The 23,764-nt window shown below is 31.1% G+C and carries 24 protein-coding genes; 7 read left to right on the forward strand and 17 right to left on the reverse strand.

Going from position 1 to position 23,764, the window contains the following annotated elements:
- Positions 1 to 307: 307 nt before the first annotated feature.
- Positions 308 to 913 carry a DUF4126 domain-containing protein gene (locus tag ACTS9J_RS07660; RefSeq protein WP_448353102.1) on the forward strand — a complete coding sequence of 202 codons (606 nt, stop codon included), beginning with the start codon at positions 308 to 310 and terminating at the stop codon, positions 911 to 913.
- Positions 914 to 1,102: 189 nt separating this feature from the next.
- Here ACTS9J_RS07660 and ACTS9J_RS07665 read toward each other — a convergent pair whose 3' ends face one another.
- From ACTS9J_RS07665 to ACTS9J_RS07695, 7 genes are all read right to left on the reverse strand, one after another.
- A complete protein-coding gene (locus ACTS9J_RS07665; protein ID WP_448353103.1) occupies positions 1,103 to 1,975 on the reverse strand; it encodes an acyl-CoA thioesterase in 873 nt (290 codons plus the stop codon).
- 8 nt (positions 1,976 to 1,983) lie between these two features.
- Positions 1,984 to 2,949, reverse strand: a complete 966-nt coding sequence (locus tag ACTS9J_RS07670; RefSeq protein WP_280049291.1) for an NAD(P)H-dependent flavin oxidoreductase — start codon at positions 2,947 to 2,949, stop codon at positions 1,984 to 1,986.
- Positions 2,950 to 3,271: 322 nt separating this feature from the next.
- Positions 3,272 to 3,868 (reverse strand): RNA polymerase sigma factor, encoded by a 597-nt coding sequence (locus ACTS9J_RS07675; protein WP_115001114.1) that lies wholly within the window; start codon positions 3,866 to 3,868, stop codon positions 3,272 to 3,274.
- 175 nt (positions 3,869 to 4,043) lie between these two features.
- Positions 4,044 to 5,240 (reverse strand): IS256 family transposase, encoded by a 1,197-nt coding sequence (locus tag ACTS9J_RS07680; RefSeq protein ID WP_291060211.1) that lies wholly within the window; start codon positions 5,238 to 5,240, stop codon positions 4,044 to 4,046.
- A gap of 199 nt (positions 5,241 to 5,439) precedes the next feature.
- Positions 5,440 to 6,444: a type I glyceraldehyde-3-phosphate dehydrogenase gene (gene gap / locus ACTS9J_RS07685; protein WP_286495233.1), complete on the reverse strand. Its 1,005-nt coding sequence runs from the start codon at positions 6,442 to 6,444 to the stop codon at positions 5,440 to 5,442.
- A gap of 31 nt (positions 6,445 to 6,475) precedes the next feature.
- Positions 6,476 to 7,459, reverse strand: coding sequence for a 6-phosphofructokinase (gene pfkA / locus ACTS9J_RS07690; RefSeq protein WP_260391944.1), 984 nt, complete (start codon positions 7,457 to 7,459; stop codon positions 6,476 to 6,478).
- Positions 7,460 to 7,531: 72 nt separating this feature from the next.
- Entirely contained in the window at positions 7,532 to 8,185 is a 654-nt protein-coding gene (locus ACTS9J_RS07695) for a DUF4294 domain-containing protein (protein ID WP_286495232.1), read from the reverse strand.
- 61 nt (positions 8,186 to 8,246) lie between these two features.
- On the opposite strand from ACTS9J_RS07695, the gene ACTS9J_RS07700 reads away from it, so the two are divergent.
- Positions 8,247 to 9,338, forward strand: a complete 1,092-nt coding sequence (locus tag ACTS9J_RS07700; protein WP_416410764.1) for a M42 family metallopeptidase — start codon at positions 8,247 to 8,249, stop codon at positions 9,336 to 9,338.
- A gap of 192 nt (positions 9,339 to 9,530) precedes the next feature.
- Complete coding sequence (locus ACTS9J_RS07705; protein WP_291090040.1) at positions 9,531 to 9,947, forward strand: OsmC family protein; 417 nt, start codon at positions 9,531 to 9,533, stop codon at positions 9,945 to 9,947.
- A gap of 58 nt (positions 9,948 to 10,005) precedes the next feature.
- Here the strand turns inward: ACTS9J_RS07705 and ACTS9J_RS07710 are convergent, their stop codons facing one another.
- From ACTS9J_RS07710 to ACTS9J_RS07720, 3 genes are all read right to left on the reverse strand, one after another.
- Complete coding sequence (locus ACTS9J_RS07710; protein WP_291090043.1) at positions 10,006 to 10,551, reverse strand: NADPH-dependent FMN reductase; 546 nt, start codon at positions 10,549 to 10,551, stop codon at positions 10,006 to 10,008.
- Between the two features lie 91 nt (positions 10,552 to 10,642).
- Positions 10,643 to 11,170, reverse strand: coding sequence for an NADPH-dependent FMN reductase (locus ACTS9J_RS07715; protein WP_115001105.1), 528 nt, complete (start codon positions 11,168 to 11,170; stop codon positions 10,643 to 10,645).
- Between the two features lie 15 nt (positions 11,171 to 11,185).
- Positions 11,186 to 11,998: an AraC family transcriptional regulator gene (locus tag ACTS9J_RS07720; protein WP_280051127.1), complete on the reverse strand. Its 813-nt coding sequence runs from the start codon at positions 11,996 to 11,998 to the stop codon at positions 11,186 to 11,188.
- Between the two features lie 161 nt (positions 11,999 to 12,159).
- On the opposite strand from ACTS9J_RS07720, the gene ACTS9J_RS07725 reads away from it, so the two are divergent.
- The 4 genes from ACTS9J_RS07725 (at position 12,160) to ACTS9J_RS07740 (ending at position 18,186) form a co-directional block, all read left to right on the forward strand.
- Positions 12,160 to 13,491, forward strand: coding sequence for a TolC family protein (locus ACTS9J_RS07725; protein WP_291049100.1), 1,332 nt, complete (start codon positions 12,160 to 12,162; stop codon positions 13,489 to 13,491).
- A 2-nt stretch (positions 13,492 to 13,493) separates the two neighbouring features.
- Positions 13,494 to 14,540 (forward strand): HlyD family secretion protein, encoded by a 1,047-nt coding sequence (locus ACTS9J_RS07730; RefSeq protein WP_219034486.1) that lies wholly within the window; start codon positions 13,494 to 13,496, stop codon positions 14,538 to 14,540.
- A 4-nt stretch (positions 14,541 to 14,544) separates the two neighbouring features.
- Positions 14,545 to 16,107, forward strand: a complete 1,563-nt coding sequence (locus tag ACTS9J_RS07735; protein WP_448353104.1) for a hypothetical protein — start codon at positions 14,545 to 14,547, stop codon at positions 16,105 to 16,107.
- A 492-nt stretch (positions 16,108 to 16,599) separates the two neighbouring features.
- On the forward strand, positions 16,600 to 18,186 hold the full coding sequence (locus ACTS9J_RS07740; RefSeq protein ID WP_448353105.1) for a hypothetical protein: 1,587 nt from the start codon (positions 16,600 to 16,602) through the stop codon (positions 18,184 to 18,186).
- Here the strand turns inward: ACTS9J_RS07740 and ACTS9J_RS07745 are convergent.
- The 7 genes from ACTS9J_RS07745 to ACTS9J_RS07775 form a co-directional block, all read right to left on the reverse strand.
- Positions 18,180 to 18,443: a hypothetical protein gene (locus ACTS9J_RS07745; RefSeq protein ID WP_448353106.1), complete on the reverse strand. Its 264-nt coding sequence runs from the start codon at positions 18,441 to 18,443 to the stop codon at positions 18,180 to 18,182. The two genes, ACTS9J_RS07740 and ACTS9J_RS07745, sit on opposite strands and share 7 nt — an antisense overlap.
- 101 nt (positions 18,444 to 18,544) lie before the next feature.
- Positions 18,545 to 19,249 carry a formyltransferase family protein gene (locus ACTS9J_RS07750; protein ID WP_286495224.1) on the reverse strand — a complete coding sequence of 235 codons (705 nt, stop codon included), beginning with the start codon at positions 19,247 to 19,249 and terminating at the stop codon, positions 18,545 to 18,547.
- A gap of 2 nt (positions 19,250 to 19,251) precedes the next feature.
- Positions 19,252 to 20,106 carry a BadF/BadG/BcrA/BcrD ATPase family protein gene (locus tag ACTS9J_RS07755; RefSeq protein ID WP_221855585.1) on the reverse strand — a complete coding sequence of 285 codons (855 nt, stop codon included), beginning with the start codon at positions 20,104 to 20,106 and terminating at the stop codon, positions 19,252 to 19,254.
- 99 nt (positions 20,107 to 20,205) lie between these two features.
- Positions 20,206 to 20,658 carry a DUF4625 domain-containing protein gene (locus ACTS9J_RS07760; RefSeq protein WP_115001091.1) on the reverse strand — a complete coding sequence of 151 codons (453 nt, stop codon included), beginning with the start codon at positions 20,656 to 20,658 and terminating at the stop codon, positions 20,206 to 20,208.
- Positions 20,659 to 20,711: 53 nt separating this feature from the next.
- Positions 20,712 to 21,029 carry a hypothetical protein gene (locus ACTS9J_RS07765; RefSeq protein ID WP_038337229.1) on the reverse strand — a complete coding sequence of 106 codons (318 nt, stop codon included), beginning with the start codon at positions 21,027 to 21,029 and terminating at the stop codon, positions 20,712 to 20,714.
- A gap of 7 nt (positions 21,030 to 21,036) precedes the next feature.
- Positions 21,037 to 23,421 carry a TonB-dependent receptor gene (locus ACTS9J_RS07770; RefSeq protein WP_221855587.1) on the reverse strand — a complete coding sequence of 795 codons (2,385 nt, stop codon included), beginning with the start codon at positions 23,419 to 23,421 and terminating at the stop codon, positions 21,037 to 21,039.
- Positions 23,422 to 23,471: 50 nt separating this feature from the next.
- Positions 23,472 to 23,738 carry a hypothetical protein gene (locus ACTS9J_RS07775; protein WP_148098210.1) on the reverse strand — a complete coding sequence of 89 codons (267 nt, stop codon included), beginning with the start codon at positions 23,736 to 23,738 and terminating at the stop codon, positions 23,472 to 23,474.
- Positions 23,739 to 23,764: the final 26 nt, after the last annotated feature.

Consider the following 23,764-nt stretch of genomic DNA (forward strand, 5'->3'; position numbering starts at 1 on the left):
TAAAATTTTCCTATCAGAAATTAAAATAAAAAGAAATCGATTCTTGCAAAATTTTAAATGTTGTCGTGAAGAAGTTTTGGTTGATTGATTTTGAGAAAAGAAATAATTATCAATGCATTTAAAAAATGATTGATTTATTATTCGATTATTTAGATGTAACTCAAACATTTAGGTTTATTTATACAAAAAAAGTACTTTGCAGTACTTGGTTTCTCTTAATCGGATGCAAAGGAAAGAAAAAAATATAAAAACTTTATCTTTTTTATCATTATATTTATAAGATCAGAACTATTAAAAATACTAAACTATGAACGATTTAATCTCAATGTCTACTATTTTTTCGTTATTTCTCGGAATAGGATTAGCCGCCGCCGCTGGTTTTCGGATTTTTCTTCCCTTATTTATATTGAGTTTAGCTGTCAAATTTGCAGGAAGTTTTATTAATCTCGACGAAAGTTGGATGTGGGTTGGGAGTACACCAGCTCTTATAACACTTGGTGTAGCGATGTTAGTGGAAATTGGAGCTTATTATATTCCAATTATTGATAATTTGTTGGATACGATTGCGGTTCCCTTAGCTGGAATTGCTGGAACAATAGCGGTTGGAATTACGATGCCTGAAATGAACGAAGTTGCAACTTGGGCTTTGGCGATTATAGCAGGAGGAGGAACTGCGGCTACGATTAGCGGTACAACTGCTGCTGCAAGAGCTGTTTCGACCACCACAACTGCGGGAGCTGGAAATTTTTTGGTTAATACAGGTGAAACGTTTAGTTCTATTGTATTAAGTATTACGGCGATTGTATTGGCTCCTTTGGCGTTTATTTTTGTACTGATTATTTTATATGTGTGTTATAGAGCGTATAAAAGTGTTAGAAAAAAAGGTGATCAGTTATTGGCGGAAGAATTGTGAAAGAGTGAAGAATTGAATATATAAAAGAGCTAAATTATTAGCTCTTTTTTTGTTATATATTAGTATTTTAAGTTTTTCTTTTTAAGTAAATATTAATTCAAAAATATTTAGAATAAGATTAACTAGAAGTTAAGTTTATAAAATAGAAAAAGTCTTGTAATTTTTTTACAAGACTTTTTGAAATATAAATTATTCCTTCTCTTTTACTATTGGTCTTATTAGACCTTCTTGCGCAACGCTACAAATTAGTTCACCAGAACGATTGAATAAATTTCCTCGTGTAAAACCTCTTGTGTCATTTGCACTTGGAGATTCAACATTAACTAATATCCAACCATGCAAATTTGGTTCTCGGTGAAACCAAATTGAATGATCTAAACTTGCCATTTGTGTATTTCCAAAATGAGCTTTAGAAGCATGAGGTTTTATTGCTGTTGATAATAAATTGTAATCAGAGCTATACGCAATTAATTGCTGAATAATTGGTAAAGGTAAATCCTTTGGAACATCATTAAAAGTTAACCAAACATTACTAAAATTAGGATAATCTTTTTTCTCAAAAGGATTCACAAATTCAACAGGTTTAAAATCTAACGGACGCTCTGCTAAGACAAATCGCATAATTGATTTTGGTAAAACTGAACCAAATTGTTCTGCTACATCATTCCAGCTCATTAATTCTTCAGGAGGCGTTACAACAGGCATTTTTTCTTGATGCTCGTAACCTTCTTGCTTCAACTGAAAGGAACAAGCCATTACAAAAATAGGCACACTGTCTTGCTTTGCTGTGACAACACGTGTACTAAAACTTCCTCCATCACGAAGATTTGCTACTTCAAAATAGATAGGTTTTTCTAAATGTCCAGGTAAAATAAAGTAGGAGTGAAGGGAATGGCAAAAACGATCTGAAGGAACAGTTTGATACGCAGCATGCAAAGCTTGGCTTACAACTTGTCCTCCAAAAACATTTGGACTTCCCATAAAAGAACTTTTCCCTTCGAATAAATTTTCTTCTAATTTTTTGAGAGAAATTAATTCGATGAGTTCTTGAGTAGTTTTCATTATTAAATTTAAAATTTCAAATTATTTAATTTCTGCACATTTTGTTCTAATGCACATTTATATTCATTTTTCATTCGATAGACTAATTCTTCGGTTGAAATAATATCATGAATTCCAGAAACTCCGTGTCCAGCAGACCAAATGTCTTTCCATGCTTTATGTCCATCGCCTCCAATTAATTTCGAAAAATCTTCTTCTTTCTTTTCGTCTAAATCAATTCCAGAATGTATAATACTTGGTTTCAAGAAATTTGCATTTACACCAGAAATTCCATCTGTATAAATTACATCTTCGAAAGTAGAATCGACTAACATTGTTTTATAATCTTGATTCGCAGAGGCTTCTTTTGTCGCGATAAAACGAGTTCCGATGTATGCAAAATCAGCACCCATATTTTCAGCTGCTAAGATATCGTTTCCGTTGTTCATCGCACCTGCTAAAATTAAACAACCATCGTAAAAAGTGCGAATATCATCAATCAAAGCAAAAGGATTAGCCGTACCAGCATGTCCACCAGCACCAGAAGCTACAGCAATAATTCCATCTACACCAGCTTCAGCAGCTTTTTCCGCATGACGTTTTTTGATCACATCATGAAAAACCAAACCTCCATAACTATGAACTGCATCTACAACTTGTTTTACAGCACCAAGCGACGTAATAATAAGCGGTACTCTATATTTTGCACATAAAGCTAAATCACCTTCGAGACGAGGGTTTGTTTTGTTAACGATTAAATTCACTCCAAATGGAGCTGCTTTTTTACCTGTTTCATCTTCAAATTGTTTTAATTGAGAAGTGATATCAATTAACATTTGTTCGAAATCTTCGGCTGTTCTTCCATTCAAAGAAGGGAAAGTTCCACATACACCATTTTTACATGCTTCTACAACTAATTCAGTTCGAGAAACAAGAAACATAGGTGAAGTGATTAAAGGTAAATCTAAACTATTTTTAAATTCTTGTAGGGTCATACTAAAATTTTTTTGATGTGGTATAGGATGCAATATAGTTATAAATTGAGTTATGATTTTCAGAAAAGATTAATTTATTTGCATAAAAAAATCCTGAAATGTTTAATATTTTCAGGATTTTTTATTTGATAAAAGCAGTGTTCGATTAATTTAAATTTAGGATTATTATTTCCTTCACGTTATTTAATTTCAATGCTGAAATTGATTTTGAAAACATTAATAATTTTTCAATCGTTGATTGTTTTGGTTCAAATTTTTCTGAGTAAAATTCAATCATAAAAACTTATTTACTTTAAAAACGTTAAATAGATAAGTTTATTTTTTAATCGATTGTTAAAATAATGTTATTATTTTCGATAACTTTTCTTAAGTTGATAATTGCATAGCGCATTCTTCCTAATGCTGTATTAATACTAACATTTGTTTCTTCCGCAATTTCTTTGAAACTTAATTCTTTGAAGATTCTCAGTTCTAAGACTTCTCTTTGATCACTTGGTAATAAAGTAACAAGGTATCTTAAATCATTTTCAATTTGCTTTTTAATGATTTTGGTTTCGGAACATTCGTCAGAATTTCCAATAAAATCGAAAATATTATATTCGTCATCATATTTACCTATAGTTTCTCTAACAGCAGGCATTTTCTTAATATTTCGAAAATAATCAATAGTTAAATTATGCGCAATACGCATTAGCCAAGGTAAAAATTTTCCTTCTTCATTATATCCGCCACTTTTTAGTGTAAGAATAACTTTTATGAAAGTATCTTGGAAAATATCTTCAGTGATATCTTTGTCTAAAACTTTTGAGAAAATGAAACTATAGATTCTACTTTTATACTTCTCAATTAAAATTTCTAAAGCATATTCATTACCATCAACATAGTCTTTGATTAGCAATGAGTCTTCTTCGTAATTCATAAGGTAGATAATTTGGTTTAGTAAGTAGATTTTTTTATCTATAGGCTTCTTGTTTTTTTATAAGTGATTCAAATATAGTCAAAGTTTGAATCAAAACAAGTGAATTAACATAAAAAGAGGACTGTCTCTTAAAGTGTGTAAGTTCAAAAATTAAGCTTGGGTTAGGTTCTACTTTTTAGAGTCTAACCCTTTCTTGATATAGGATTAAAAATTGATCAATAATAACTCCCCAGTTTCTTACTGGTATTGACCATTTTTTAGTTGCTTCTCTCACAGCCAAATATACGGATTTCATAACAGCTTCATCTGTAGGGAAGGATAATTTATTTTTAGTGTACTTCCTTATTTTACCGTTTAGATTCTCAATTAGATTGGTGGTGTATATGATTTTCCTAATATCTACGGGGAATTCAAAGAAAACCGTAAGGTCTTCCCAGTTGTTTTTCCAGCTTTGGATGGCATAAGAATATTTATGTTCCCACTTAGAAGCAAAATCATTTAAAGCAGCTTCAGCAGCCTGTTTAGTTGGCGCGTTGTAGATTTCTTTCATATCAGCAGTAAACTGTTTCTTATCTTTCCAAACAACGTATTTACAAGCATTTCGAATCTGATGTACTACACATATTTGTGTTTTAGATTCAGGAAAAACGGTACGTATGGTATCGGTAAAACCATTTAAGTTATCGGTTGCTGTAATCAAGATATCTTCAGTTCCTCTAGCCTTCATATCGGTTAAAACACTCATCCAAAAGGATGATGACTCATTTTTACCTAACCATAATCCTAAAACTTCTTTGCGTCCATCGCGTTTTAAGCCTACTGCGATATAAATGGTTTTATTAATTACTTTGGAACCTTCTCTAACCTTAAAAACAATTCCGTCCATCCAAACGATTAGATAAACAGGTTCTAATGGGCGATTTTGCCAAGCTACGATATCAGAAGTTATAGCATCAGTTATACGTGAAATGGTCGATTGAGAAACGTCAAAATTGTAGACTTCTCTGATCTGTTCTTCAATATCAGAAACGGACATTCCCTTGGCGTAAAGCGACACAATGACGTTTTCTAAGCCTTCAACCATGCTTTTTCGTTTAGGTATCAGCATCGGATTAAAACTAGCATCACGATCTCTAGGAACCTTTATTTCTTCTTCGCCATAACTCGTTTTTATCTTTTTACTAGAATAACCATTACGCGCATTTTCTTGCTTGCGTAAATCATGCTTATCGTAATCCAGGTGAGCATCTAACTCACCTTCTAACATTTTTTCAATTCCTCGCTTTTGTAAGTCTTTGAGAAAGTTTTGGAGTTCATCGCCAGTTTTAAACTGTTTGAAAAAATCATCCGGAAATAGGTCTTTTGTTTCCATAAATATGTAAATATTAAATGTATAAAAAAAATTCTGCTCGATTTTAACCCAAGCAGAATTTTATACTTACACAGTTTTTGGTACAGTGTCATAAAAAGTCTTAAAAAAGAATAAAATTTTCTTAAAATTTTAGAAGTCTAAACCAAAAAAGGCCATTCATTTATTGAGAACAGCCTTTTTGTTAATTATTAATTAAGAATTAAATCTTTGCGATGTGCTGAACTAAATCAACTACTTTGTTAGAGTAACCAATTTCGTTGTCATACCAAGCAACTAACTTAACGAAAGTAGGGTTTAGCATGATACCAGCTTCTGCATCGAAAATAGATGTTCTTGTATCACCTACGAAATCTTGAGAAACAACAGCATCTTCTGTGTATCCTACAATTCCTTTCAAATCTCCTTCAGCAGCTTCGCACATTACTTTTTTGATTTCGTCGTAGTTTGTTTCTTTTGCTAATTTAACTGTTAAATCAACTACAGAGACATCAACAGTTGGTACACGGAAAGACATTCCTGTTAATTTTCCGTTCAATTCTGGAATTACTTTTCCAACTGCTTTCGCAGCTCCAGTAGATGAAGGAATGATGTTTACCATTGCACTACGTCCACCTCTCCAATCTTTCATTGATGGTCCGTCAACTGTTTTCTGAGTTGCAGTAGTTGCGTGAACTGTTGTCATTAAAGCTTCCACAATTCCGAAATTTTCGTGAATTACTTTTGCTAATGGTGCTAAACAGTTTGTTGTACAAGAAGCATTAGAAACGATTGTGTCTTCTGCTGTTACAGATTCGTGGTTAACACCCATTACAAACATAGGGGTATCATCTTTAGAAGGACCTGTTAAAACAACTTTTTTTGCTCCAGCTTCAATGTGTTTTCCTGCAGTTTCTTTTGTTAAGAATAAACCTGTTGCTTCGATTACGATATCAGCTCCAACTTCGTCCCATTTCAAGTTCGCTGGGTCTCTTTCAGCTGTAACGCGAATTGTTTGTCCATTAACAATTAAGTTTCCGTTTTCTACTTTAACTTCTCCGTTAAATTTTCCGTGAACTGAATCATACTTTAGCATATAAGCTAAATAATCAACGTCTACTAAATCGTTAATACCTACGATTTCAATATCGTTTCTCTCAATAGCAACCCCGAAAACAAGGCTACCAATTCTTCCGAATCCGTTGATTCCAATTTTAATTTTTGACATAGTATATATAATTTCCCTTTATATTAAATGTTTAAATCGCTAAAATATTAGCTACTTTGATTAACTCTTCGTCAATCTCATTGTGTTTTTTGATGGCTTCATCTATCGCTGTAAATACAACTTTATTAGAGCGAATACCAGCCATAAGATTTGTTTTACCTTCTAGTAAACCTTCGACAGCAGCAATTCCTAAACGACTTGCTAAAACACGATCGTGACAAGATGGAGAACCACCACGCTGTATGTGTCCTAAAACTGTTACACGAATATCATATTCTGGATGACGATTTTGTACTTGTTTTGCTAATTCAAAAACTCCACCTAATTTTTCACCCTCTGCAACTACAACGATGCTTGATTTTTTTCCAGATTTTTCTGAACGTTCTAAAGAAGAACATAATTCTTCGACACTATCACGTTGTTCTGGAATCAAAATATCTTGTGCACCTGAAGCAATTCCACTATTTAAAGCAATAAAACCTGCATCGCGTCCCATTACTTCCACAAAAAATACACGATCATGTGATGTAGCAGTATCTCTTAATTTATCAATTGCATCAATTACAGTATTCAAAGCTGTATCGTACCCAATTGTAAAATCTGTTCCGAAAATATCATTGTCAATTGTTCCTGGAATTCCAATAAATGGAACACCAAACTCTTGATGAAAGATATTTGCTCCAGTAAAAGAACCATCTCCACCAATTACAACTAAAGCATCAATGTTATTTTGTTTTAGATGATTGTATGCTTTTTGACGACCTTCTGTAGTTTTGAATTCTAAAGAACGAGCAGTTTTAAGAATTGTACCACCTTGATTGATAATATTTTTCACTGAACGAGGTCCAAGTTCAATCATATCATTGTTAATCAAACCTTCGTAACCTTGACGAATCCCTACTGATTTGATATCGTAGTACTTACATGCTCTTACAACGGCACGTAAGGCCGCATTCATTCCAGGCGCATCACCTCCAGAGGTTAATACACCAATTCTTTTTATATTGTTTCCCACGTTTTTCCCTTTATTAAATCAAATATAATAAAAAATCAGAATATTATTATAATTGGTAGTATGAAAGATAAATTAATCTTCGTCGACAGGTTTTAACGTTCCGTCTGCAAAATCTCGTTGAAGAATAACCGCAATATACAAATCTTCTCGTGTTCGCTTCGGATCATAAGTTTGTTTTAGATCAATATTAAACGCGCCACTTGCTGCTTGATAAAGAAAAGCATTCAATCCGCCACGTAATTCTTTTATAATATCGTATGTTGTTTTATTTGTTTCTTTATAGATTAATTTAGTAAGAATTTGTCCACGAGAACTTGACATATTTTTTAATTGATTCTCAAATTGATCAGCCAAATCCTTTTGGCGAGATTTAATAAAACGTTTTTTGTCTCGTCTTTTATCCATTGTTTGAATGGTGTCTGATACATAATTATATTCTCTAACAGCAGTTCTTACATACGGCCAAACATCGCGAACACGCTTTCTTAGCCATAAATAATATTTTTTTTCTAAATCAGTTTTTAAATGAACCGAATAACTATTCATTTCATTAAGATGTATTGTGTCTAAAGGATTAAACGCAAATTCATCTAAATTAATTGAATCATTTTTAATTTCTTGTGCAGGATTTTTTCCACCTAAATCTAACCCAAAAATTTGAGCATTAACATTAGATAATCCAACAAAAGTAAGTAGTAAAGTTATATGATAGATATAAAATTTCATATCAGAATTAGTTCAAAAATTGTTCCTAAAATTAGTACATTTGTTAGATAAATAAACTAAAATGAGTACAAATAATTTGTTTGATCAACAATCTTTGGATTTTTTGACAAAATATTTAAATATAGCTTCACCTACAGGTTTTGAAAGTGAAGGACAAAAAGTTTGGATGGATTATATCAAACCATATGTAGATGAAGTAAAAACAGATAATTACGGTTCTGCTTATGGTATAATAAATCCTGAAGCGAAGTATAAAGTTGTGATTGAAGCCCATGCTGATGAGATTTCTTGGTTTGTGAATTATATTTCTGATGATGGATTGATTTATGTGATTCGTAATGGAGGATCAGATCATATGATAGCACCTTCTAAAGTGGTTAATATTCATACCAAAAAAGGAATTGTAAAAGGAGTTTTTGGTTGGCCAGCAATTCATTTGCGTCAAGCAGGAAAAGATGAAGCGCCAACTCCAGATAAAATTTGGATTGATACAGGTTGTACATCGAAAGAAGAAGTTCTTGAACTTGGAATTCACGTTGGTTGTGTGATTACTTATCCTGATGAATTTTTTACATTGAACGATCGTTATTTTGTTTGTCGTGCAATAGACAATAGAATGGGAGGGTTTATGATTGCTGAGGTTGCGCGTAAATTGGCAGAAAATAAAGATCAATTAGATTTTGGTTTATACGTTGTAAATGCGGTTCAGGAAGAAGTAGGGTTGCGTGGCGCGGAAATGATTACGCAAACAATCAAACCAAATGTTGCGATTATTACTGATGTTACACATGATACAACGACACCAATGATTACAAAATCGAAAGAAGGTGAGCAAAAATGTGGTGATGGCCCAGTTGTTTATTATGCGCCTGCTGTGCAAAATAATGTACGCGAATTAATTATTGATGCAGCTGAGAAAAACAATATTCCTTTTCAGCGTGCTGCAAGTTCTCGTGTAACAGGAACGGATACAGACGCTTTTGCATATAGTAATGGTGGTGTACCTTCAGCTTTAATTTCGTTGCCTTTGCGTTATATGCACACAACTGTAGAAATGGTTCATCAAGCTGATGTAAAAAATGTCATCGAGTTGATTTACGAATCAGTGAAAACAATTAAAAACGAACAAAGTTTTAAATATCATACTGTTTAAATTATAAAGTGATTAAAAAATATAAAGGCTGTCGTGAGACAGCCTTTGTTGCTATTTTGTGCTTCGATCTACTTCAAAAATTTCTATAATTGAATTTAAATTTAGCTAAATTTATTCAGAAAATCATTATTCAATCAAATATTAGAATAAATCTTTAGAGAATGATTATTTTTATACTTTAAAAGAAATAAGATGAAAATTGAATTAAATAGAGTAAATCAGGCTTCTCACTATGAAGCGACTGCGTCAAGTTCTTCGGTAAAAGTAAATATTGATGGACCTGAATCGATTGGAGGAGAAGGAAAAGGAGTTCGCCCAATGGAGTTGGTTTTGATTGCTTTGGGAAGTTGTAGTGTTTTTGATTTGAATGAAATTTTGAAGAAAAAACGCCAAGAAATTGAAGATATTAAAGTTGAGGTTGAAGGTCAGCGTCGAGATGAAATTCCAAATATTTTCACGAATATTCATATCAAATTTTTCTTAAAAGGAAATATTGATTTAGATAAAGCAAATAAGGCTGCTGAATTAGCGGTTAAGAAGTATTGTAGTGTACATGATATGCTTGCAAATGGAGGAATTGATATCACTTACGAGATAAATATAAATTAAATTGATAACAAAAAAAGGTCTTTCGAACGAAAGACCTTTTTAATACATACTTTTTCAATTAAGCTTCAACAATAGTTAAAGCTTTTTGAAAGATACTAACTTGAGCTAGTACTTTATTTTTTAATTCTTCATTTACAATTTCGTTATTTTGGAAATTATCGTTGAAAGATGGGAAAGTCGTGCTTGCTACAATTTCTCCGCTTGCAAACATTCCAAAATATTTTGTTGCAACTTCCATTACATTTCCTCCACCATAAGCACCTGGAGATGTACTTAATAATAACACTTTTTTATCTTTCAAATATGGCATTTCGATACGCGAAACCCAATCCAAAATGTTTTTTAATGCAACAGAAAAATTTCCATTGTGTTCTGCCAAAGAAATTACAACACCTTCTGCATTTTTGATTTTATTGTAAAAATTCTGTGCTTCTTGTGGAAATCCATTTTCTAATTGACGGTCAATAGAATAGATAGGCATCTCGAAATCATTGATGTCAACTAAATCGATTTCTGCATTTTCGATTTGATTTAAAGTATAATTTAATAATTCTTTATTAATTGATTTTTTGCTGTTACTACCAGCGAAAGCTAAAATTTTCATATTCTTACTTGAGTATTTTCATTTTTGATGAAGCAAAGTTATTGCAAGCAACCATAAATTTTATTGACCTATGTTAGGAAAAGATAAAAACTTATATTTTTTTTCTAAATTCATCAATTTTAAGAATCAATTCTCTGTTTAACTCTTCATTAGTGATTTTACCTTCTGCAAAATTTTCGTTGAATTTAGGCAAAGAGAAATCGACTAAAATGTCACCTCCTAATTTTGTAATTAATTTAGAACCTATTTCTAAAGAGTTTTTTGCTCCATAACCACCAGGAGATGTACTCATAACGAAGACCTTTTTTCCTTCCAGAAATTTATAATTAATTCTTGAGCACCAATCCATATAGCTTTTAAAAACTGCTGTAATGCAAGCATTATGTTCTGCTAATGAAATAAGCAAAATATCAGAATCAACAAGTTTTTGATAAAATCGTTTTACTTCATCAGAAAAACCTTGCTCTTTTTCTATATCAATATCAAAAGTAGGGATATCAAAGTCATCTAAATCTAAAATCTCAATTTGATCTTTGTTTAATAAAGAAGAAGCATAAGTTACGAGTTGTTTATTGATAGAAGTAGAGCTGTTACTTCCGGCAAAAGCTTTAATAATCATAGTTTTTATTTTAAGTTATTGTTTTTTTGTGTGTAATAATTGCGTATATTCTGTTGGTCGAATTCCTGATACTTTCTGAAAAATATTACTGAAAGATGACAACGAATTATAACCAACTAACATTGCGATTTCGTACATATTGTATTTATTTTCAGCAATCAATTCCAATGATTTTGTGATACGTAATGCGCGTAAAAATCGAACATAATTAATTCCCATATTATCTTTGAATTTTCGAGATAATGTTCGCGTGCTCAAACCAAATTGTTGCGCAACTTCATCTATTGTATAGTTTTTCTCGATATTTTTCATCAGAAATCGAGCAATATCAATCAGTTTCTGATCTTTTGGAAATGGATGCTGAATAAAAGCAGGTAATTTGTTCGATTCCATTTCGGGTAGAATAGATCGTATGGCTTTTACAAAATCATATTTTGCAGGATCTTTTTCCGAAATTGATCCACTCCAATTTTTGGTGTACAAAATCATTTCCCTTAACAACTCATTCGTGTAATAAATATTTGTAATCGAATAAAAATCGTTTTCTTCTTTTTCGGTCTTGAAATAAAAGTTATACAAATCGCCTGTTTTACTATTCGTTAAGATAGAATGTGGCGTATTTGCAGGAATCCACATAAAACAACGCGCAGGCAAATACCAATGTTTGTCGTTTACAAAAACATGTACAATTCCGCCTTCTGCATATAATAATTGTGCTTTTTTGTGTTCATGTACGCGCGTTCCTATCGTATCTAAATGTGCATGTTGTATGTAAAAATGGACTTTAGATTTGTCAACTTCGTTAAAAAAAAACTGATCAAACAACATTGTTTTATACTTTTATAAAGTGAAATATTTTTGCTTTTGCAAATTACTTTATTTTGGCGTAAATGAGCAAATTATTTTCTTTTTTTATCAAGAGGGTAAAGGTGTTTTGAATGTAACTTTGCATCACTAAAAATCAATAACAGACTTATAAATAATACAAAATGATATTTAAATTCGTTAAATATCAGTTGCTTACATTGTTGTTAATGCTGAGTGGGTTGAGTTATGCTCAAAATGAAATAGACTATAACCAACTGAAATTAAGCAAAGCAATTGAAATTGGACTTCAAAATAATAAAAAATTACAAATTAGCGCTTTAAAAACTAATATTGCTGAATTAAAAGAGAAAGATCTTAAAAATGAGAAATTGCCAGATGTAGACTTTCATACTGGTTTTCATGTTTTGAGTAATTTACGCCAATATGAAGACGGTTTTCTAAAACCTTCTACAAAATATGCTGTTCCTCGAGTGAAATACGATTTTACACTTTCGGCAGAAATTCCAATTTATTTAGGTGGTAAATTAAAAAATGATGAGAAAAAATCTGAAATAGAAACTAATATTTCGAAACTGCAAGTTCGAAAAGATGAACGAGAATTGAGAATGCAAATCATCACAGCTTATTTACAAGCGTTGCATTTGCAAGAACAACAAAAGTTAATTTCAGATAAAATGAGAGAAGATTCGGTTGTGATTAAACAAACAGAATCCTTGAAAAAAAATGGTTTGGTAACCTACAACGAAGTCTTGAGAACAGAATTGCAATTGTCAAATCATAAAATGTCTTTTACAGAATTGGCGAATGAAATTTCGATTATTGAACATCAAATCAAAACAATTTTAGCCTTACCAGAAAATCAAGAAATGCATATTGACACCAATGATTTGTTTACAAATGAAGAGCATTTGGGTTTGGTTGATGAAATGATTTTGGAAGCAATAGATCAAAGTGAAAGCTTGAAAATTGCGAAAGATGATTTGAATTTGAAAGAAATTGATAAGAAAATTACCAAAGCTAATACATTACCAAAAATAACTGCTGGAGCGGAATATGGATATAATTATCCAAACTTTATGTTTTTTCCACCAGAAGAATATTTGTACAGATTTGGTTCTGTTGGTGTAAATGTTTCGATTCCGTTGAGTAATTTTTTCAAGAATAAACAAAAAATGCAAATCGCAGATCGTAACATTTCAATTGCAAAATTAGAAATAGAAGAGAAAGAAGAACAAATTCGACATGATGTTTTTGCAGCGAATAAACGATTAGAAGAATCGATCGATAAAATAAAAATTGCGGAAGATGCAATTGGTCAAGCCAAAGAAAATTATCGAATTGTTAGAACAAAATATGTCAACAAATTGAGTTTGATTACAGAACTTATCGATGCGGATAACGCTTATTTAGAAGCTCAATCGAATTTGATTTCATTGCAAATTAACAAACAATTAAAATACTATCAATTACAATACATTTTAGGAAACTTATAAAAATGGGAAAACAACAGACAAAAGGAGAAAAACGAATGAATAGAACGCTTTCTGCGATTGCTTGGATTTTTATTATCATAGGAATCACTGCAGTAGCTTGGTTTTATTTCTTTTCGAGTTCACATGTCAATACAAATGACGCGCAAGTGCGACAATATATTACGCCAGTTTCGAGTAAAGTTTCTGGTTTTATCAAAAAAGTAAATTTCGAAGAAAATCAATTTGTACACAAAGGTGATACGCTTGTTGTGATTGACAATAGAGAATTTCAGAACCAGATTGATATTGCAGAAGCAAATTTAGAATCGACTTCGCAATCTGTTTTAACATATGAAAAAGCGGTAGATACAAAATCAAGTGATGTTAATATTGTTAATGCAAATATAGAAGCTGCTAAAATAGAGGTTTGGAGAACTGAAAAAGATTATAATCGTTTCAAAAATTTAGTGCAAGAAGATGCTGCAACCGTGCAACAGTTTGAAGAAGTTGAAGCGAAATATAAACAAGCAAAAGCAAGTTTGAGTGCTTTGGAACAACAACGTAATGCCGTGAATGTTAGTGCGTCTGCAGAACAAACAAAAGTTGCGCCTGCAAAAACTCAAATTTTACAACGAAAAGCCCAATTGAACGATGCCAAACTTACTCTCTCATATACTTATGTTGTGGCGCCTTACGATGGTTGGGTTGGAACAAAAAATATACAAGAAGGTCAGTTAATAAAAGAAGGACAAGCTTTGGTGCAAGTAGTTTCGAAAGAGAAATGGATTGTTGCGAATTTTAAAGAAACGCAAATTGGAGAAATCGATTTGGATCAACCAGTTATTATAAAAGCTGATGCCTACAAAAACATTGAGTTTGAAGGAAAAATTGAATCACTTTCGCCAGCTTCTGGGTCTGAGTTTGCTTTGATAAAACCTGATAATGCAACAGGGAATTTCGTGAAAATTGAACAACGTTTTCCTGTGAAAATAATTCTGAAAGAGTCTAAAAATAACGAAAAATTACGTACCGGAATGAATGTAAATGTTTCCGCAGAAAAAGTAAATTAAATAAATGTCACAACAAAATTCAATATTCAATAAATGGGTTCCGCAAAAATTGGTTGTGCCAATTTTTATCCTTGCGCTATTTCCACATTTGATGATTTTGACGATATTCAACATGAATAGTACGTTTACTGCATCATTTTTGGATTTGGAGGTCGACGATTTGCAGTTCCTTTTTTCGATGGCGTATGCCACTATTGTTTGTGGTTTATTTATTCACGTTCGATTTTTTCACTTTTTCAATATCAGAAGTTATTTGCTAACAATGACCATGCTTAACATTTTGGTATTGTTTGGAATGACATTGACAACAAATACAGAAATGATTTTGATTCTGCGTTTTATTCAAGGGCCTTTATCACTTTTCGAAGGTTGTATTTTGTTACCAATTATTATGTCGAATATTAAAAGTGAACATTCAAAATTGATTGCTTATTCGTTTTTGTACGGCGTAATGTTAACGGGAGATAAATTCACGACTTCTATTGTGAAGTTTGCGATTGAGAATTATAACCACAATATGATGGTGTATACGATTATGAGTTTTCATGTTGTTGCATTAATTATTTATGTATTTTTCTTTAATCACAACAGAATGTTTCCTAAAAAACCATTGTATCAATTAAATTTAGGCGGAATTTTCTTGATGATTATTTCTCTAATTTCTGGTGCATTTTTCTTGATTTATGGAAAAAAATATTATTGGTTCGAATCGCCAATTATTATCATAGCATTTGCATCAACACTCGTTTTTAGTGGTTTATTTTTATTGCATCAAAAAACAGCCAAACGACCTTTGTTTCATTTTGAGATTTTCAAATCAGAACGTGTCATTTTAGGAATATTAATGTTTTTTGTTTTCTATACTTTGCGTGCTGGGATGAGCAATATTTACCAAGTTATGTCAACAGTTTGGAAATGGCAATGGGAATATGTGTTGCAGATTCAATATTTTAATGTGGCTGGTTCTATCATTGGTGTTGTGTTTTCATTTTTTATGGTTAAGAATAGAGTCGATTTTAGAAAAATATTTTTTCTTGGATTTGTACTTTTAGCCATGAGCATGTTGTGGTTTAGTTATTTGTTTTATCCAGACACAAAAGTCGAGGCAATAGCACCAACATTGATGTTAGAAGGAATTGCGCAAGGTGTTATTTTTACGCCATTAGTGTTGTATATTACAGGTTCTGTACATCCTTCTATTACTGGTAGTGCGGCACAAGCAGGTACGGCAATTCGTTTTTGGACTACAACAATTGGTTTTTCGTTAATGCAAAATGCAATTTTATATTTGACGACTAAACATCAATTTTTGATGACCAAAAATTTAGATAAAACGAGTCCTATTTTCCAACAACAATGGAATAATTTGTTCAATAAAAATATTGCGAATCATCTCCCAAATGAAGCAGAAAGTATTACTGCTGCAGCTTTAAAAGTAAAATTGTACAACCAAGCTTTGTTGGTTAGTAATATTGAGATTTTCCGAACATTGTTTGTTGTGGGAATTATTGCTGCAATTTTTGTGATTCTTTATCAACCATTAAAGAATAGACTTTTACATCGTTAAAATAATTTTTATATATTACTTTTTATTTAGTTAACGTATTTGGTTTAATAGAATCAAGTACGTTTTTTTATGACAAATTTTTAAAAATGAATGTTTTATCAAAATCATCTGGTAGAAAGGAGATAGTTTAAAGTTTTTTTAATTTAAAAATGGCGTAAATGAACAAATTATATTCTCAAATAATCAACTTGTTTTTCTGAGACAGCACTTACTTTTGCCATCAAAATAAATCAAACGAAAAATAATTAATGTTACAGAAAATATTAATTGTATTTTATTGATTTTAAATTTGTTATAGTTTTATAAAAATGAATCATCGTATTTTAACGATTTATTATTCAGAATCACATATTAGCCTTTTGACTTTTCTCAGGCAGCTTTCCTTTTTTACTTTTTAGGTAAGATAATCACGAAATCAATAAAATATTTTTAATTAGACAAACTTTCGAATGAATGTTTTGAACTTGATTGTAAAATTGAATAAATAACTCAATGCACAATCAACATCCCATTTTCAAGAAATGGATACCAGAAAAATTGGTGCTTCCAATTCTCATTGCCGCGTTGATTCCGCATGTGATGATTCTCTCACTTTTCAATATGAATAGTACGTTTACAGCTTCATTTCTTGATGTTGATGTAGACGATTTACAATTCATTTTTTCTTTGGCTTACGCAACGATTGTATGTGGGCTTTTTATTAACGAACGGCTTTTTCAGTTCTTTAATATTCGCTCCTATTTATTGTTTATGACGATTATCAATATTGTATTAATGTTAATGATTTCGTTGACAACAAATACGCAATTGATTTATTTGCTTCGTGTGATACAAGGAACAACATCTTATCTCGAAGGTTGTATTATTGTTCCGCTAATTATGTCGCGTATAAAAGGCGAATATGGACGGTTATTAGGAAATACGTTTTTGTATGGATTTATGATGACGGCTGATAAATACACGACCTCTATTGTAAAATTTGCCATCGAAAATTATAATTTCAATATGGTGATTTATACTGTTATCTTTTTTCATGTTTTATCATTATTGATTTACGTATTTCTTTTTAGTCATGGTAGATTGTATCCCCAAAAACCTTTGTATCAGTTGAATTTAGCTGGTTATTTTTTGATGATGATGTCATTAATAGCAGGAGCTTTTTTGCTGATTTATGGTAAAAGATATTATTGGTTCGAATCGCTTTATATCGTTATTGCGTTTGCTGCAATGCTTATTTTTTCGGGCTTATTTATTTTGCAACAATTAACGTCTAAAAAACCGATTTTCCATTTCGAGATTCTTCGTTCCGAAAGAGTTATTGTAGGTATGTTGTTGTTTTTTACATTTTATATATTCAAATCGAGTATGAGTAACATTTATCAAGTGATGAATGTTGTTTGGAAATGGCATTGGGAGTTTGTTTTGCAAATACAATATTATAATTGTGCAGGAATTTACATCGGAGCATTGTTTGCTTATTATATCATCACACAATTTCAAACGCAATATAAATATGTATTTCTTGGAGGATTTTTCTGTTTAACGTCTGCTATGTTGTGGTTTAGTTACATTTTAGTTCCAGACACGCGTCCAAATGCAGTTATTCCGCCATTGTTGATGGAAGGAATGGGACAAGGAATGTTGTTTGCGCCAATTTTGCAATATATGGTTTGTTCTGTACATGCTAATTTTTCTATGAATACCATGCAAGCAGCAGTCGCAATGCGTTATTGGTCGTCGACAATTAGTTTTTCGATTATGCAGAATGCAATTCTTTTCTTGACGACTAAACATCAATTTTTGATGACGAAAAATCTAGATATTACCAATACAATTTTTCAAGAACAATGGAATAATTTATTCAATAAACACAATACAACTCATTTAGTAAATGAATCGATCAGTTTGACAGCAACTAATCTAAAATCTCAATTGTATAACCAAGCTTTGTTGATTGCAGATATTCAAATTTTTAGAACCTTATTTTATTTCGGAATTGTAATGATGGTTTTTATTATGATTTATAATCCAATCAAAAATGTTTTACATCTTAGGAAAAAGAGAAAAGAAACTCATTGATTTGCTTTTTTTCTGGTATTAATTTCTGCATTTATTTTCGCTAAACCTGTTATAAGAGGAATAAAAGTTACAGAACATGATAATAAAATAACGAATGTTACATTGATATCATATTTGTTTGTCATTTTCAGAATTAATAAAGCGATTGCAATGAGTAATAATGGAATTTGAATGCTAAGATTTAGTTTGTTAACTTTTTTTCTTTTTTCATTTAATTCTTCTAATGATAATTCGCTCAAAGATTTTTCTTTGTTCATTTTAATTGTTTTATTAAAGATAGTAAAATCAAATTAAAAAATAGATTCAACAAAAAAGCTAACCAATTCGGTTAGCTTTTTAATTTTTTTCTAAAAAATTTTTAATCCCTTTTATATTTTTCTTTGTAAGTGTCAAATGCTTGCATCAAATTTTCTTCAATAGCTTTTGGCATTCTGCGCGTCGCTTCAAATTCATTTGATGAAAGTGATTTGAATTCTGAAAGTGTTGGTATTAATTCAATCGAATTAACTAACATTTCAATTTCTGTTTCATATTGACGATTAGCCAAAGAATGAAACGTATCATTCCCGTAAACAGGAACATATTGTTGTTCAATCAAAAAGCCAGCATCGGCTTCTGTGTCTACAAAATGAGTTGTAACACCAATTTCGACTCCTTTTGTGATTGCCCATTTTAATGAATCTAAACCTCTTGTCAAAGGTAAAAAACCTGGGTGTGTATTGATAATTTTATGATTGTCAACCAACTCATCTGGTAATAATCCCGCACCTGCAATAATTACATATTCAGCTTTATAATCGTTTAATTGATTATTCAACGTTTCAGCAGTTGTCAAATCGAAATTATAACCAAAATTATTACAGTAATCATCTAAATTTACTTGAATCGCTTTACTTGGACGATGTTGATAAATTGGTTTGAACGGATTTTCTCTTTGTACAAAAGGCAAAGCAAATATTTTTACATTTTGATAACCTTTAGCTTTTAATCCGTGCAAAACATCTTGTGTTTTGCGATGAGGAGTATTGTAAGAAATTACCGCTATTTTTGGTTGAGCTGCCATGCTTATTTAATCAAATATTTTTTGTGATAATCAACAACATTATCAATTGGTTTTCTAATAATATGACCAACTGTTAAGTGATATTCTGCCGCAACTGAACGAATAACATCTTCGTAAATATGAGCAATTGAACCAATAAAATTTAATTCAGAATGACGAGCTTCTTCGTAAGGCATAATTTGATATTCGATAAAAGAAGACATCGCATCATAAATAATTTTCTGAATAAATGGATCATTTTTATGTTCAACAACAAATTTATTGAAAGAAGCTAAATATGTATTTGCAAATTTATTTTGGTACACATTTTTATTTAACTCATCTACAGATAATTTATAATAATCATCAAAAGCTTTTGCTAAATGTGGAGGCATTTTTTTTGTATAAAAAGCGCGTAATACACGTTTTCCTAAGTCATTTCCAGAACCTTCGTCTCCTAAGATATAAGCTAAAGATTTTGTTTCTTCACGCATTGTTGTTCCATCGAAATAACAAGAGTTAGAACCTGTTCCTAAGATACAGACCATTGCAGGTTTTCCCATGTAAGTGGCATAACAAGCGGCTAATAAATCATGGTCTATTACAAATTCAGCATTTGTAAAGAAGTTTTGTAAACCTTCTTTAACAACAGCATGCATTGTTTCGCTGGAAGTTCCAGCACCATAAAAAAAGATTTTTGCGAAATCATTTGCAACAGGTGCAAAATCTTCATTTTTTTGTAATTCAGTCGTAATATCTTCTGCTGTTACAAAATACGGATTAAATCCAATTGTACTTGTTCTAAAAACTTCATTAAGGTCGCTATCTAAAATTACCCAATCCGTTTTAGTAGAACCACTATCTGCTATTGCAATCATTTTTTTGTTTTGATATAATTGAAGAGTGCTAAAATAGTATTCTTTTAACAATGCACATAAAAAAACGCCCGAAATTTCGGACGTTTTCAAATTTTTTTTTTAGTGATCATGGTCGTAATCTTCACCTACAACGATTTCGATAAAAGATTGCGTTTGATTTCCAGCGCGATCAATTAAGAATAATCCTAAGTGATAATGTCCTTCCGTAATACCTTCTGTAGGAATATTTACTTTATGACTTAATGTGTGCTCAGTTTTTCCTGCTGGAATAGCTTCTTCTGCATCATACGTCCAATTAACATTTGCTGTTCTGTGTTGATGACCATCTTCTGCGGAATGAATTTCAATTTTTACCGTTCCCAATTCTACATTGTCTTTCAAAATAGCATCAATTGAGATGGTTTCGCCTAAATGAAATTCATCGTGGTCTTTAGGTGCAATCAAATTAATTTCAGGTTTTGTTGTATCTAATGAAGAATCATCTGATGAACAAGATGTAATGAATAATGCTGATAATGTTATAAATGAATAGTTTAAAATTGAATTTTTCATTGTTTTATTTTTTTTGAATTGAATATTATTTTTTTAAGATTTTGGTTGATTTATTAATAAACAAAATCCTGAGGCGGACCTCGTGTAAAATGATATTCAATTGTAGAATGTTTAATTTTTTCTACTTGTTCAAAACTTTCTTTACTGTAAAATTCTTCGTTCGGTTTTGATTCTATTTTTGGTTCATCATGCGTGTCAATAAAGACAGAGTAATAGGTGAAATGATTACATTGATGATGAATAATTTCTTTCTTTTGATTCGAAAAATCTTGTGAATGATCGATTAAAGAAAAATGTAATTGATTAAAAGTTGGAATCGAAAAAAGAATAATACTAAAGAAAAGTCCAAAAATAGGATGTTTCTTTTTCATGTATCAACTATTTTCCGAACGGAATTCCTAACATAATTTGTATGTTTCGAGCTTGTTCTGGTAATTGCAATGCACGATAAAAACTGGTGTGATTGTAATAGTTTTTATTGAATAAATTAGAAACCTGAACACTTAAATTTGCACTAAAATTATTGAATTTAAGTTTCGTTTTTCCTCCAATTCCAACCAAGAAATAACTTGGAGTGATATCTTCATTTTGTGCAATTTTATCTTGCTCAAATGTATATTTTCCATTTGCAAAAAAGCTCAAACCTTCTAAAAATGCAATATTTTGATTGATTTTATAATTAATTTGTCCAAATAAATTATTTGCAGGAGTGAAAGGAAGATAATTTCCGAATTTTTTATTTTCCGTAATTTGTCGATTGTATAAATATTCGTACACAAGATTTGCATCAAAATTTTCGTTGATTTTCTTACGAACTTCAAATTCAAAACCAGTCAACAAAGCTTTGCTTTGTGTATATTGATAAATTTGTCCACCATGAGGAAGAATCGAAAATTGTCCCGAAGGTTTTAAGAAAATATAATTGCTGAAATAATATAAATACGGACTTAGCGAAATATTCCAATCATTTTTGTGAAAAACAGATTTGAAATCTACAGCAATTCCTTTTTCTATATCAAGATTTTCGTCACCTCGTTCATGTCTAAAACTACCGTGATGAATTCCGTTAGAACCCAATTCTATAGCGGTTGGTAAACGGAAATTTGTTCCAACATTCAAGTTGAAATCCCATAAATCATTTGGTTGAAAAGTTGCACCAATCATTCCGTTTAAATTACTGAAACTACGATCGATTGATTTGCTACGATTTGCATAATAATCTGCAATGCCTTCAGAATTACCTTTTTCAATCAAATAATTGTAAAGAAATTCATCAAAATAACCTTCCGATTTGAACGTCGAATAATCGTAACGTAAACCAGCAGTTACTTTCCAACGATTTCCTTTTTTGAATTCTTCAATCAAAAATCCGCTAAAAATATTTCGGTCATATTTTGGTAATAAATAATTGTAACCGGCAATATTATTGGCTTGTAATTGCGCTTGTGCGCCAATTATTGTTTTGAAATTTTTGCTATGATTATGTTCAAATTTTAATTGAGAATCATACGTTGATAAATTAAAATCTAATTCTAAATCAGGATTTTTTGTTGGAACTGGTTGATTTGCATAATGTGTGTGAAATGAACTAACTTCTTGTCGACGATTGTTTTGATAACTTGCTAAAAATTTTAAAACGTCTTTTGAATTTAAACGAAATTCATTTTCGGAAATTACTTTAAAATGATTCACTTTTTGATAAGGAAATTCGATATTTCTATAATTTCCATCATCTTGAAGTCTATCTACAGAAGGAATTCCGTGTGAACCAGGAAAGAAACCGATTTTCTGATTAACGTTAGAAACCGTTAAAATTGAACGAAATTTCTCACCAATATAACCTGTTTGTATTTCAGCATTCAAATCTTGTCCAGCCGTATTTTTTACACGTTTATTGTAAATTGGTAAATAGCGATTCAGGTAATAAATGCGATCGGTAGTCGTTCTGTAGTCTGCATAATCAGAATAAGAACCTTTTATTTTATAGAAAAAATGATCGTTACGAGATTTCAAATTAAATCCAATTCCGTAATTATCATTTATTGATTGATATAAAGTTTTTGCTTCTCCAGAAAGTGAATGTTTCGCTGGTAAATTGTTATTGTTAATCTTGATAACTCCAGCAATAGCTTCATTTCCGTACTCCAAAGCCGCAGGCCCTTTTATCACTTCGACATCTTCAACATTTAGCGCATCAATCTCCAAACCATGATCGGCTCCCCATTGTTGTCCTTCTTGTTTTACACCATTTTCAGCAACAATTAATCGATTGAAACCAAGTCCACGAATAATTGGTTTTGAAGCTGATGATCCAATTCCAGAAGCATTAACACCTGCAATATTTTCAAGTGATTTGGCTAATGATCCTGCATAGTTTTCTTGAATATAAGATTGATCGACACGCTCTACATTAGCTGTTGAAAAATCGTGATGATGCCCTAAAACAGTAACTTCATCTAAATTATATGCTTTGTGAAAAGTAAGTGTAAAAACAAATTTTTGTTGAGAATCAAACGTAATATTTTGAGAAAAAGGTTCGTAACCTTGCTCATCAATTTGAACTTGATAATTTCCTTTGTTTAAATTCTCAATTCTAAATTTTCCTTCGGCATTTGTGTGATATTCTTCGTTGTTGAAGTATACAGTTGCGAAAGGAATTGGTTTTTGATTTTTATCTATAATTTGACCTTCGAAAATGTTTTGTGCAAACACAGTTCCGCACAATAATGTAGCCGCAATACTACATTTTATGTTGATTGACATAAATACAATAATTTAATAACGTTAAAAAAATAAGGTGGTTTTTTCTGAAATTAAATTGCGTAGGGCGGTGCTCGAAGACTTTTTTGAGTAAGTAATACAGCTTGTTTTACACGAGTTGTGTAAAGTGTTTTATCTTTTTGGATAAATGATTGTGACCATTCAAATAACTCAATTTCTGAATCATTTTCTATAAAATGTTGATTGAAATGGCAAATTGTACAGCTATGATCGTGTACGTTAGAGAATTTGTCTTTCAGCTCTTTGTGCTCTTTATTTAGAGCATGATCCAATATATGCGCAGACTGATACACTGTCATAAACAGTGAAATCGTTAGCATAAGAT

Source organism: Empedobacter sp. ULE_I140 (assembly GCF_053482575.1).